Genomic DNA, 13,799 nt, shown 5'->3' with positions numbered 1-13,799 from the left:
TTAAAAGAAGTCCGGCGGTGTCCTACTCTCCCACAGGGTCCCCCCTGCAGTACCATCGGCGCTGTGAGGCTTAGCTTCCGGGTTCGGAATGTAACCGGGCGTTTCCCTCACGCTATGGCCGCCGAAACACTATAGATGTTTCAATCAAAACACATAACAAAGTCATTGTCATGCGGTTCTCGACCGTACATCGAGAACCACTCAGTGGACGCGTAGCACCAACAAACGGTGTGTTATCAAGTCATCGGCTTATTAGTACCAGTCAGCTGCATGCATTACTGCACTTCCACATCTGGCCTATCAACCCAGTAGTCTGGCTGGGAGCCTCTCACCCGAAGGTATGGAAATCTCATCTTGAGGCCGGCTTCCCGCTTAGATGCTTTCAGCGGTTATCCATCCCGAACGTAGCTAATCAGCGGTGCTCCTGGCGGAACAACTGACACACCAGAGGTTCGTCCAACCCGGTCCTCTCGTACTAGGGTCAGATCCTCTCAAATTTCCTACGCGCGCAGCGGATAGGGACCGAACTGTCTCACGACGTTCTAAACCCAGCTCGCGTACCGCTTTAATGGGCGAACAGCCCAACCCTTGGGACCTACTCCAGCCCCAGGATGCGACGAGCCGACATCGAGGTGCCAAACCATGCCGTCGATATGGACTCTTGGGCAAGATCAGCCTGTTATCCCCGAGGTACCTTTTATCCGTTGAGCGACAGCGCTTCCACAAGCCACTGCCGGATCACTAGTCCCGACTTTCGTCCCTGCTCGACCTGTCAGTCTCACAGTCAAGCTCCCTTGTGCACTTACACTCGACACCTGATTGCCAACCAGGTTGAGGGAACCTTTGGGCGCCTCCGTTACTTTTTGGGAGGCAACCGCCCCAGTTAAACTACCCACCAGGCACTGTCCCTGAACCGGATTACGGTTCGAAGTTAGATATCCAGAGTGACCAGAGTGGTATTTCAACAATGACTCCACATGAACTGGCGTCCATGCTTCACAGTCTCCCACCTATCCTACACAAGCCACACCGAACACCAATACCAAGCTGTAGTAAAGGTCACGGGGTCTTTCCGTCCTGCTGCGCGTAACGAGCATCTTTACTCGTAATGCAATTTCGCCGAGTTCGCGGTTGAGACAGTTGGGAAGTCGTTACGCCATTCGTGCAGGTCGGAACTTACCCGACAAGGAATTTCGCTACCTTAGGATGGTTATAGTTACCACCGCCGTTTACTGGGGCTTAAATTCTCAGCTTCGCCTTGCGGCTAACCGGTCCTCTTAACCTTCCAGCACCGGGCAGGCGTCAGTCCGTATACATCGTCTTGCGACTTGGCACGGACCTGTGTTTTTAGTAAACAGTCGCTACCCACTAGTCTCTGCGGCCTCCAAACGCTTTCGGAGCAAGTCCTAATACGTCGAAGGCCCCCCTTCTCCCGAAGTTACGGGGGCATTTTGCCGAGTTCCTTAACCACGATTCTCTCGATCTCCTTGGTATTCTCTACCTGACCACCTGAGTCGGTTTGGGGTACGGGCGGCTAGAACCTCGCGTCGATGCTTTTCTTGGCAGCATAGGATCACCCACTTTTTATCCGCATCGTGTCTCAGCCTATGTGAGTCGCGGATTTGCCTACGACTCGGCCTACGCACTTGCACCAGGACAACCATCGCCTGGCTTGGGCTACCTTCCTGCGTCACACCTGTTAATACGCTAACCGCACCAGAATGGGGTCGTGCGCTAGGCCCAGAGCGTCACCCCGAAGGGATCAGTCACTGGGATTCAGACACTTAGCACTACTGGATTAGCTTGGGCGGTTCTTCGCCGGTACGGGAATATCAACCCGTTGTCCATCGACTACGCCTGTCGGCCTCGCCTTAGGTCCCGACTTACCCAGGGAAGATTAGCTTGACCCTGGAACCCTTGGTCTTTCGGAGGACGTGTTTCTCACACGTCTTTCGCTACTCATGCCTGCATTCTCACTCGTGTAGCCTCCACGGCTGGTTTACACCGCCGCTTCGCTGGCCACACGACGCTCTCCTACCCATCAACACGGCTGGACCACGAAGGCCTACCAATAATGTCAATGCCACAACTTCGGTGGCGTGCTTGAGCCCCGTTACATTGTCGGCGCGGAATCACTTGACCAGTGAGCTATTACGCACTCTTTCAAGGGTGGCTGCTTCTAAGCCAACCTCCTGGTTGTCAAGGCAACTCCACATCCTTTCCCACTTAGCACGCGCTTTGGGACCTTAGTTGGTGGTCTGGGTTGTTTCCCTCTCGACTATGAAGCTTATCCCCCACAGTCTCACTGCTGCGCTCTCACTTACCGGCATTCGGAGTTTGGCTGACGTCAGTAACCTTGTAGGGCCCATCGGCCATCCAGTAGCTCTACCTCCGGCAAGAAACACGCAACGCTGCACCTAAATGCATTTCGGAGAGAACCAGCTATCACGAAGTTTGATTGGCCTTTCACCCCTATCCACAGCTCATCCCCTCAGTTTTCAACCTAAGTGGGTTCGGTCCTCCACGACGTCTTACCGTCGCTTCAACCTGGCCATGGATAGATCACTTCGCTTCGGGTCTAGGACATGCGACTGAATCGCCCTATTCAGACTCGCTTTCGCTACGGCTACCCCACACGGGTTAACCTCGCCACATATCGCTAACTCGCAGGCTCATTCTTCAAAAGGCACGCTGTCACAGCTACTAAGGCTGCTCCAACGGTTTGTAAGCAAACGGTTTCAGGTACTATTTCACTCCCCTCCCGGGGTACTTTTCACCTTTCCCTCACGGTACTTGTCCGCTATCGGTCATCTGGGAGTATTTAGGCTTATCAGGTGGTCCTGACAGATTCACACGGGATTTCACGGGCCCCGTGCTACTTGGGATACTCTTCGCGCCACGGTTGGCATTTCGACTACGGGGTTGGCACCCTCTATGACCGGCCTTTCAAGACCGTTCGTCTATACCATCGTGTAACGCCGCCATCTCGGCAGAGATGACTGAAAAGTCCCACAACCCCCAACGTGCAACGCCTGCCGGCTATCACACACGCTAGGTTTAGCCTGTTCCGGTTTCGCTCGCCACTACTAACGGAATCGCGGTTGCTTTCTCTTCCTGTGGGTACTGAGATGTTTCACTTCCCCACGTTCCCTCTACCCGCCCTATATATTCAGGCGGGAGTCACTAGGTCGGCACGCCGCCCAGCGGGGTTTCCCCATTCGGACACCCTCGGATCAAAACTTGCTTATCAGTTCCCCGAGGCTTATCGCAGATTGCTACGTCCTTCTTCGGCTCCAGATGCCAAGGCATCCACCGTTTGCTCTTAAAGACTTGAAATCACATGAGTTTGAATCAGAATCGACACCAGACTCGAAAGCCTGGCATGAAATTGACTAATGATCTTTAAGATCATCTTGTGCAACCGACCGAAGCCGGCTGCAAGATGCTCGCGTCCACTGTGTAGTTCTCAAAGTACGGGCGGTACCCCTTCTCGCMWCCCCACACAGGGGAAACAACAAGAGGCCCAGAGGTACGAAAAACGAATCCTTGCGGATCCGCATCCGGTCCCTCAGGACCCAACAGCGTGCAGGTGCGACATCCGAAACCCTCCCCGTTCCCACCGCAAGCGGTGTACTAAGAGAAACCTTCATCCTTCGCACCATGTCAAATGTTCCACCCATGAGCTCCCAGCGAAGAACGTATGCCTTCGATCTGGGTTCTGGACTCCGAAGAGTCAGATGCTCCTTAGAAAGGAGGTGATCCAGCCGCACCTTCCGGTACGGCTACCTTGTTACGACTTAGTCCTAATTACCGATCCCACCTTCGACGGCTCCCTCCACAAGGGTTAGGCCACCGGCTTCAGGTGTTACCGACTTTCATGACTTGACGGGCGGTGTGTACAAGACCCGGGAACGTATTCACCGCAGCGTTGCTGATCTGCGATTACTAGCGACTCCGACTTCATGAGGTCGAGTTGCAGACCTCAATCCGAACTGGGACCGGCTTTTTGGGATTCGCTCCACCTCGCGGTATTGCAGCCCTTTGTACCGGCCATTGTAGCATGCGTGAAGCCCAAGACATAAGGGGCATGATGATTTGACGTCATCCCCACCTTCCTCCGAGTTGACCCCGGCAGTATCCCATGAGTTCCCACCATTACGTGCTGGCAACATAGAACGAGGGTTGCGCTCGTTGCGGGACTTAACCCAACATCTCACGACACGAGCTGACGACAACCATGCACCACCTGTTTACGAGTGTCCAAAGAGTTGACCATTTCTGGCCCGTTCTCGTATATGTCAAGCCTTGGTAAGGTTCTTCGCGTTGCATCGAATTAATCCGCATGCTCCGCCGCTTGTGCGGGTCCCCGTCAATTCCTTTGAGTTTTAGCCTTGCGGCCGTACTCCCCAGGCGGGGAACTTAATGCGTTAGCTGCGTCACGGAATCCGTGGAATGGACCCCACAACTAGTTCCCAACGTTTACGGGGTGGACTACCAGGGTATCTAAGCCTGTTTGCTCCCCACCCTTTCGCTCCTCAGCGTCAGTTACGGCCCAGAGATCTGCCTTCGCCATCGGTGTTCCTCCTGATATCTGCGCATTCCACCGCTACACCAGGAATTCCAATCTCCCCTACCGCACTCTAGTCTGCCCGTACCCACTGCAGGCCGGAGGTTGAGCCTCCGGATTTCACAGCAGACGCGACAAACCGCCTACGAGCTCTTTACGCCCAATAATTCCGGATAACGCTTGCGCCCTACGTATTACCGCGGCTGCTGGCACGTAGTTAGCCGGCGCTTTTTCTGCAGGTACCGTCACTTTCGCTTCTTCCCTGCTAAAAGAGGTTTACAACCCGAAGGCCGTCATCCCTCACGCGGCGTTGCTGCATCAGGCTTGCGCCCATTGTGCAATATTCCCCACTGCTGCCTCCCGTAGGAGTCTGGGCCGTGTCTCAGTCCCAGTGTGGCCGGTCACCCTCTCAGGCCGGCTACCCGTCGACGCCTTGGTGAGCCATTACCTCACCAACAAGCTGATAGGCCGCGAGCCCATCCCCAACCAATAAATCTTTCCAGTAACTGACCATGCGGTCGCTACTCGTATCCAGTATTAGACGCCGTTTCCAGCGCTTATCCCAGAGTCAGGGGCAGGTTGCTCACGTGTTACTCACCCGTTCGCCACTGATCCACCCAGCAAGCTGGGCTTCACCGTTCGACTTGCATGTGTTAAGCACGCCGCCAGCGTTCATCCTGAGCCAGGATCAAACTCTCCGTAAAAAAGAAATGCATACGACACCGGGAAAACGGTGACGCAGCGAGTTTGATGCTGACCAAAGAGACAAATTCATTGCTGACTTCATCCGTTGCCAACCCCACAAGGAGGTTGGTCTTTGATCCAAAGGAATCTCATCCAGCCGAAGCTGAATCGAGGTTATTTGGCATTTGACAAGTGCACGCTGTTGAGTTCTCAAGGATCGGATGCTCCCACGACCCAGTCATCACAACCAGGCCCGAAGGGCAACTTCTCTATCTTAGCCACCCTGTCTCGCTTGTCAAATCAGCGCGCCGACCAGACGGGCCCGGTGCTTGGTCGGCATGACGTTNTTGGCATTTGACAAGTGCACGCTGTTGAGTTCTCAAGGATCGGATGCTCCCACGACCCAGTCATCACAACCAGGCCCGAAGGGCAACTTCTCTATCTTATCTGTGCTTTTCAGCCTGTCAAATCGACACGCCGTAAGGCTCAGAACCAGATCTGCAGCTCGGGGCTCAAGGCCGCCGAGGCAACTTCACTAGCTTATCCGTTCCGGAGTCGCTGTCAAATCGACCGTTTCTCCGAAGTGGAAGCTCCAGGTCAGACAGAAGTGTGTCTGCGATCTGCTCCGAGGAGCTGATCGAGTGGAGGTGGTTCTCCGCTTGAGGGGGGTAAGGCTCTCGGCCTCTCCGCTTCCCTGTGGGGCGAACAAGTAATAAGTTACGTGGGTTCCGGGGTTCCGGCAAATCCGGGCTGTCCGCCGGGCGTGTCGCCCGGCGGACAGGGGGTCAGGCCCCGAGAACCAGCTTCAGCTGCTCGACTGCCCAGTCGAGTTCCGTCGCGCGGATGACCAGCGGCGGAGCGATTCGGATGGTCTGGCCGTGGGTGTCTTTGACGAGCACTCCACGGACCAGGAGCTTCTCGGCGATCTCGCGCCCGGTGCCCTTGGCGGGGTCGATGTCGACGCCCGCCCAGAGGCCTGCGATGCGCACCTCGGTCACGCCGTGACCGATCAACGGCTCGAGGCCGGCGGCGAGATGCGCTCCGAGTGCACGGGCACGCTCCTGGAACTCACCCGACTCGAGCATCTCGACCACGCGCAGACCGACGGCGGCGGCCAGCGGGTTCCCCCCGAAGGTCGATCCGTGCTCACCGGGCCGGATGACACCGAGCACATCGGTGTTCCCCACCACAGCGGAGACGGGAAGGATCCCCCCGCCGAGCGCCTTGCCCAGCAGATACAGATCGGGCACGACGCCCTCGCGGTCGCAGGCGAATGTCTCACCCACACGGCCGAGACCCGACTGGATCTCGTCGGCGATGAACAGCACGTTCCTCTCGTCGCAGATCTCGCGGATGCGGCGCAGGTATCCCTCGGGCGGGATCACCACACCGCCCTCGCCCTGGATGGGTTCGATCAGAACGGCGGCGGTGTCATCGGTGATCGCGGCGGCGACGGCATCCGCATCCCCATAGGGGACGACGTCGAAGCCGGGGGTGTACGGACCGAAGTCTGCGCGCGCCTCGGGGTCATCGCTGAAGCTGACGATCGTGGTGGTGCGTCCGTGGAAGTTGCCGGCGGCGACGATGATGCGCGCCTTGCCCTCGGCGATGCCCTTGACGCGGTATCCCCATGCGCGAGCGACCTTGATGCCGGTCTCGACCGCCTCGGCTCCCGTGTTCATCGGCAGCACCATGTCTTTGCCCGCGAGCGAGGCGAGCGCCGCGGCGAACGGTTCGAGCCGATCGCTCATGAATGCGCGACTCGTGAGCGTGACCCGACCGAGCTGCTCGGTGAGGGCCGCCACGAGAGCCGGATGCCGGTGCCCGAAGTTGACCGCCGAGTAGGCGGCGAGAAGGTCGAGGTAGCGCTTGCCCTCGACATCCGTCACCCAGGCGCCGTCACCGCGCGCGATGTTGACCGGCAGCGGGTGGTAGTTGTGGGCGACGTGCGGCTCGGCCGTGAGCTCGACGCCCGGCTCGACGGCGGTCATGCCTCACCGCGCAGTTCGAGGGTGCAGCACTTGATCCCGCCGCCGCCGAGCAGCAGCTCGGACAGGTCGATCATGATCGGGTTGTAGCCGCGCTCACGCAGCTGCGCCTCGAAGCCCTTGGCGCGAGGCGAGATGACCACGTTGTAGCCGTCGCTCGCCGAGTTGAGTCCGAACACCGCGCCGTCTTCATCCGACACGAGGATCGCGTCGGGGAAGCGCTCCTCGAGGATCGCTCGGCTCGCGTCGTCGAACGCTCCGGGGAGGTACGCGATGTTCGCGCGCTCTGGGCCGCCGTTCTCGACGCCCTGCACCGGATCGAGCACCGCGATGGCGGTGTCGAGGTGGTAGAAGCGCGGGTCGACGAGGTTGAGCGACACGACCTCGCGGCCGAAGACCTCTCCGACCTCGCGGTGGCTGTCACCCGTCGAGCGGAAGCCGGTGCCGGCGAGGATCACATCTCCCACGAGCAGGAAGTCGCCCTCGCCCTCGTTGACCTCTTCGGGGATCACCGTGTCGTAGCCGGCGCCCCGGAACCAGTCGGCGAAGGCCGGGGCCTCGCCCTGACGCTCGACGAAGCGGAACTTCGGCACATAGGCGCGGCCGTCGATCAGGAACCCGCCGTTGGCCGTGTAGACCATGTCGGGGTATCCGGCGAGCGGCTCGATCAGCTCGACCTCATGACCGAGCTCGAGGTACAGGTCGTGCAGCTTCTGCCACTGCTCGACGGCCCGCGCGGTGTCGGTCGGCTTGGCCGGCTCCATCCACGGGTTGATCGAGTAGTTCACCGTGAAGTGCGACGGCTTGCACATCAGGTAGTGACGGTGGTGGGCGGTGCGCACCGGAGTGGCGGTCTCGGATGTCGACGCAGTGGTTTCGACAGACATGGGGCTCCTCGAACGGATGCGGCGGACGCTGTCCAGGGGCCCGGCGGTCCTTCGACCCGCGCCGCTCGGTGAGAGCCGGCGCCCAGGGAAGATGCGACTCGGGCACGCCAGCATCCATTCTGTCACCCGCCCCCTGGACGCCGCCAGAGCGCGACGCCGCCAGAGCGCGACGCCGCCAGATCATGCGCCGTGGACGACGACCTTGCCGACCGTGTGCCCGGCTTCGAGGTGGGCGAGGGCGGAGGATGGACGGTCGAAGCCGTATTCGCGCTGGATCACGGGCGTGATCCGCCCCTCGGCGGTCAGCTCCAGCAGCTTCGCGAGGACCTCGGTGCGCGGCGTCGCCGCGAGCGGGCGGATGCGACGGGTCGATCCGATCGACAGGAATGCCGCCTTGAGCATCCGCGGAATGGGCCCCAGCACGTGCCCGCCGTCGCCTGTGACGAGCACCACGGCTCCACCGGCGACGACCAGGCGCTGCAGGTCGCGCAACCCGGTTCCCCCGGCGATGTCGATCACCGCGTCGAAATGGCCGGCGGGCAGTGCCGACAGGGGCGAGTGACGGTGGTCGAGCGTGCGCACGGCGCCGAGGTGCTCGACGAGCCGGGAGTTGCGCTCCCCGCACGTCGCCCAGACCTCTGCCCCTCGCAGCGCCGCGAGCTGCACCGCGAACGTGCCGACTCCCCCGGAGGCGCCGATCACGAGCACCCGCGGGACCGCGTGTTCCGAGCGGTGCCGCTCGATCCGGGCCTCGGAGTGGATGCCGATGCCGGCTCGGTCCAGCGCCTGCCACGCCGTGCCCGCGGCGACCGGCAGACAGGCCGCGGTCACGGAGGTGACATCGGGAGGGATCGGCACGAGTCGATCGGCGGGCACCGCGACGTGGGATGCGAGTCCGCCGCCGCCGACGAGTTCCCCGACGACCCGCTCTCCGAGCTCTGCACCGATCGCGTTCGGACCGACGGCGACGACGGTGCCGGCGACCTCCATTCCTCGCACCGGGTACTTGGGGCGGGTGAGACCGAAGACCGGGCGCACCAGCAGCGGATCGCCGAGCATCAGCCGCACGTCCCCCGCGTTGAGCGACGTCGCCTCGACGCGCAGCACCACCTCGCCGCGGCGCGGCACGGGCATCGGGATCTGCTCGAGCCGGAACCCGTCGGCGGAGCCGTAGGTCTCGCGCACCCAGGCGGGCATCGTCTCGGTCATGTCAGGCATCCTTCGTCGAAGGTTCGGGGTAGTGGAACAGATCGTCGAGCCCGACGCCGAACGCGCGGGCGATCTGGAATGCGAGCTCGAGCGACGGGGAGTACTTCTCCTGCTCGATCGCGATGAGCGTCTGCCGGGTCACGCCGATGCTGCGCGCGAGCTCGGCCTGGGTCAGACCCGCTCCCTCGCGATGGGCGCGGATGCGGTTGGAGACGAGGGTGGGCTTGACCATCAGACGAGCCCCCGGCGGTAGGCGACGACCCGCGCGATGCTGCCGACCATGGCCGAGACGGCGAAGCCTGCGAACATCGTGTTGGCGATCCAGAAGATGTCGGCGTCCACCGCGCAGAGGGCGATCACCCCGAGCCCGGCGATCACGACGAAGGCCTGCTCGACACGGGCGCCCATGCGGGTGATGTCGCGGTCTCGCACGTCGGACCTGCCGACGCCGTCCGGATCCTTCGCGCCGGCGATGATCCCCCAGACGATGCTGATCGCGATCGTGGACACGATGCCGATCCCGATCGTCCACAGCATCGGCGGGAGCCAGTCGACCTCGGTCACCGACCTGCCCGCGGCCTGCTGCAGCACGATGACGACGTACGCGGTGATCACGACGGCACCGACGAGCAGACCCGACCAGGCGTTGCGCTCTTCGTAGACCATGATGCCTCCCATGTAAAAGATTCTTGACATGAGAGTAGGCCTGCGGCATCCGTCGTGTCAAGAATTCTTTACATGGAGAGCGATGCCGGACTCGCAGCGCTCAGATGACCGAGGCGCTCCAGTCGTCGGGGTTGCCGTAGCGGTGCGCGGTGATCGCGATCGCCTGCTCGTGCACGAAAGGCAGCAGCTCGATGCGCCCGGCCGAGGTGACCTCGCCGTCGTACACCGCGAGGTCGGGGTCGCCGTCGACGGCCACGGCCAGTGCCCGATGCAGCGCCGCGACCGCGTCACGCGAGCCAACGAGCCGCACGCGGCTCGGCCGCGGAGCATCATCGGATGACGCGAACACATCGCCCGATGCGTCCTCGCGCCGCCGCATCCGCTCGATCCATTCGTCGTCGCTCTCCATGAAGACGACAGCCCCGAGGGTGCCGAGCGCGCGACGCACCTCGGAGGGCAGCCCGACGGGCGTCGACAGCACGAAGCCGGCGCCGGCGCGCACCGCCGCGACGACCACGCGCAGCAGCTCCTGCCATCCGGCATCCGCGGTCGCCCTGATCGCGACGGGCACCGGACGATAGCGGAAGAGGTTGCGCTCGACACCGAGACGCGAGACGTCGCGCACCTGTCCGAACTCGCGATCCCAGGCGAGCGCGTCCGACAGGGCCGAGCGACGCAGCCATTCGAACGCCTCGTAGTCGAGAGAGGGCTGCGCCGACTCGATCAGCTCGGTGATGCGGGAGTCGAGGCCGCGCAGGTGCAGCGTGCTCGACACGGGACCGGATCCGCTCGAACGCCAGGATCCGAGCCCGATCAGATAGTTCGGTCCGCCGGCCTTGGTGCCGGGGCCGACCGATGAGCGCTTCCAGCCGCCGAACGGCTGGCGCTGCACGATCGCACCGGTGATACCGCGGTTGACGTAGAGGTTGCCTGCCTGCACGCGATCGAGCCACACCTCGAGCTCGGCCGGATCCTGCGTGTGCAGCCCTGCGGTCAGCCCGTAGGCGACGGCGTTCTGCATCTCGATCGCGCTCTCGAGCGTCGGCGCATGCATGATCCCGAGCACCGGTCCGAAGAACTCCTCGGTGTGGAAGCGCGACCCCGGTTGCACTCCGACGCGGATGCCGGGTCGCCACAGCCGTCCGCTCGGATCGTCGGCCGACACGGCGGGTTCGATGAGCCACTGCTCCTCGCCCTCCAGCTCGGTGAGCGCCCAGGCGAGCTTGCCCTGCGGCCGCTCGACCACGGGCCCGACCTCGGCGAGCGGGTCGGTGGGCCAGCCGACGTGCAGCGAGCGTGTGGCGTCGGCGAGTTGACGGGCGAAGCGCTTGGAGCGACCGACCGGGCCGACGAGGATCGCCAAGGACGCGGCGGAGCACTTCTGCCCCGCATGCCCGAACGCACTGCGCACCAGGTCGGCGACGGCGAGGTCGAGGTCGGCGGATGCGGTGATGATGATCGCGTTCTTGCCGCTGGTCTCGGCGAGCAGTGGCAGGTCCGGCCGCCATGAGCGGAAGAGGGCGGCCGTCTCCCAGGCGCCGGTGAGGATGACGCGGTCGACCGACTCGTGCGCGATCAGGGATCGGCCGAGGTCGCCCTCCTCGATGTCGACGAGCGCGAGCACATCGCGCGGCACGCCGACCTCCCACAGCGTCTCGGCGATCACGGCAGCGCACCGTCGGGACTGCGGAGCGGGCTTGAAGACGACGCCGGATCCCGCGGCGAGCGCGGCGAGCACTCCCCCGGCGGGGATCGCGAGGGGGAAGTTCCACGGCGGCGCGACGACGGTCACGCGCGCCGGTTCGAACGAGGCGCCGGCGACGGCATCCAGCTCCCGCGCCTTGGCGGCGTAGTAGCGGGCGAAATCGACGGCCTCGCTCACCTCGACATCCGCCTCGGCGAAGACCTTGCCCGTCTCGGCCGCGGCGACCTCGATGAGCTCTCCGCGTCGACCTTCGAGTGCGGCGGCGGCCCGGAGCAGCACCTCGGCGCGCTCTGCAGCGGGGCGCGCTCCCCACTGGGCCCCGGCATCGCGCACTCCGGCGATCGTGCTCTCGAGCACGGCGGTGTCGTCGATGCGGGCGGCCTCGATCGTGGCCACGCCCAGGGTCGAGTCGGCGATCCGTGCCTGGATCTCGCGTGCCCACTCGCGGTTGGCCGGAAGCGACGGGTCGCTGTCGGGGGTGTTCGTGAAACCGGGGGCGCCGCCGGTTCCCTCGTCGAGCTCGCGCGGGGCGTAGACCGCGGTCTCGAGGAACGGCCCGCCCGAGTCATCCGACCCTCGCGAGATGCCGAGCACGGCCTTCGTCAGCTCCTCTTCGGGAGCGACGGCCACGGGTGCCGGGCGCACGGACTCGTGCACCGGGGCCTGACGATCCTGGGTGCGCAGCGCGCCGATCTGCAGAGTCGGCGAGGTCGAGCGGTCGAGCGCATCGAGAAAGCGGTCGCGCTCGCGCACGAACAGAGACTCGTCGTCGCCGAGCCGGAACGCTGCGGAGAGGAAGTTGTCGTGCGACGCGTTCTCTTCGAGCCGACGCACCAGATAGCTGATCGCCACGTCGAACTCGTCGGGCTTCACGACGGGCACATAGAGCAGCACCTCGCCGACCTCGCGAGAGACGGCCTGCACCTGGCCCTGCGCCATGCCGAGCAGCATCTCGAACTCGATCGGCGGCTGCCCCGTTCCGCTTCCTGCGGCCGAGAAGTCGCGCAGACCGCGCTCCCCCGCGAGCAGCCATGCATACGCGATGCCGAACAGGTTGTGCCCCGCGATGCCCAGGTGCACCGCTGCGATGTTCTCGGGGCGCAGCGCCCAGTCGAGACAGCGCAGGTAGTTCGCGTCGGTGTCGAGCTTGGTGTCGTAGGTCGCCTGCTCCCACCCGTGCATGTGCGCCTCGACGCGTTCCATCGCGAGGTTGGCGCCCTTGACGAGACGCACCTTGATCGGGGCGCCACCATGGTCGACGCGCTCGCGCGCCCACGCGGTGAGCTCTTGCAGTGCGGGAAGGGCATCGGGCAGGTAGGCCTGCAACACGATGCCCGCTTCGAGCCCCTGCAGTCGCGGATCCTCGAGGATGCGCGTGAACACCGCGATCGTCAGATCGAGGTCGCGGTACTCCTCCATGTCGAGGTTGATGAAGGTGCGGTCAGCGGCTGCGGTCAGATACAGCGGCAGCAGCCGCTCGACCACGGCATCGACGACCTCGTCGAACGCCCACATGGAGATGTGGCTGATGATGGCCGACACCTTGACCGACACGTAGTCGACGTCAGGTCGACGGATCAGATCGTGGATGCCGTCGAGCCGCCGCTGCGCCTCGGCCTCCCCGAGCACGGCCTCGCCGAGCAGGTTGAGGTTGAGTCGCGCGCCGGATTCGCGGATCTTGGCGATGGCCGGTCCGAGCTTCGCGGGGCGGGCATCGACGACCAGGTGGCCGACCATGTCGCGCAGCACCCGACGGGCGATGGGGACGACGGGGCTCGGCAGGATCTGCGCGACCCCGCCACCGAGGCGGACGGCAGAGCGCAGGTACCAGGGCAGGAAGTCGGGCACGATCGGCGCGATACGGTGCAGCTGGGATGCCGCGGCCCCCAGACTCTCGGGGCGCATGACGCCGTCGACGAATCCCAGCGTGAACGGCAGGCCGTTGGCATCCTGCAGCACTCCGGCCAGCCGCTCGGCTGCCGGGTCGACGTCGGCGGCCGCGGCCTCGATCACCCAGCGGCGGGCGAGCTCGACCGCACGGTCCGCGAGAGAGGCGGATTCGGGATCCGTGGAGGGCGTCGGGTCGACCATGA

Annotated in this window: 6 protein-coding genes and 3 rRNA genes; all 9 read right to left on the bottom strand. The window is 63.4% G+C overall.

The features are described from left to right. Positions 1-9: 9 nt before the first annotated feature. A 5S ribosomal RNA gene (gene rrf / locus ASF63_RS09760) occupies positions 10-126 on the bottom strand. 106 nt (positions 127-232) lie between these two features. Then, positions 233-3,336: ribosomal RNA gene (locus ASF63_RS09755) — 23S ribosomal RNA — on the bottom strand. Positions 3,337-3,748: 412 nt separating this feature from the next. Beyond that, positions 3,749-5,271 (bottom strand): 16S ribosomal RNA (locus ASF63_RS09750). The 16S, 23S and 5S rRNA genes sit together here, the layout of an rRNA operon. 765 nt (positions 5,272-6,036) lie before the next feature. Then, positions 6,037-7,242: an ornithine--oxo-acid transaminase gene (gene rocD / locus ASF63_RS09745; protein ID WP_056512672.1), complete on the bottom strand. Its 1,206-nt coding sequence runs from the start codon at positions 7,240-7,242 to the stop codon at positions 6,037-6,039. Then, positions 7,239-8,126, bottom strand: coding sequence for a dimethylargininase (gene ddaH / locus ASF63_RS09740; RefSeq protein ID WP_056512670.1), 888 nt, complete (start codon positions 8,124-8,126; stop codon positions 7,239-7,241). Before ddaH ends, rocD begins: the two co-directional genes overlap by 4 nt. A gap of 180 nt (positions 8,127-8,306) precedes the next feature. Beyond that, on the bottom strand, positions 8,307-9,335 hold the full coding sequence (locus tag ASF63_RS09735) for an NAD(P)-dependent alcohol dehydrogenase (protein WP_056512667.1): 1,029 nt from the start codon (positions 9,333-9,335) through the stop codon (positions 8,307-8,309). Position 9,336: 1 nt separating this feature from the next. Further along, positions 9,337-9,567 carry a helix-turn-helix transcriptional regulator gene (locus ASF63_RS09730; RefSeq protein WP_056313994.1) on the bottom strand — a complete coding sequence of 77 codons (231 nt, stop codon included), beginning with the start codon at positions 9,565-9,567 and terminating at the stop codon, positions 9,337-9,339. Further along, positions 9,567-10,013 carry a hypothetical protein gene (locus ASF63_RS09725; protein ID WP_235560755.1) on the bottom strand — a complete coding sequence of 149 codons (447 nt, stop codon included), beginning with the start codon at positions 10,011-10,013 and terminating at the stop codon, positions 9,567-9,569. The genes ASF63_RS09730 and ASF63_RS09725 overlap by 1 nt, the downstream gene beginning before the upstream one ends. 88 nt (positions 10,014-10,101) lie before the next feature. Beyond that, positions 10,102-13,797, bottom strand: a complete 3,696-nt coding sequence (locus tag ASF63_RS09720; protein WP_056512664.1) for a proline dehydrogenase family protein — start codon at positions 13,795-13,797, stop codon at positions 10,102-10,104. Positions 13,798-13,799: the final 2 nt, after the last annotated feature.

Origin of the sequence: Microbacterium sp. Leaf320 (assembly GCF_001423485.1) — a bacterium.
Lineage (GTDB): Bacteria > Actinomycetota > Actinomycetes > Actinomycetales > Microbacteriaceae > Microbacterium.
The sequence above is the reverse complement of the archived record's forward strand: the minus strand, read 5'-3'. Positions and strand labels throughout refer to the sequence as shown.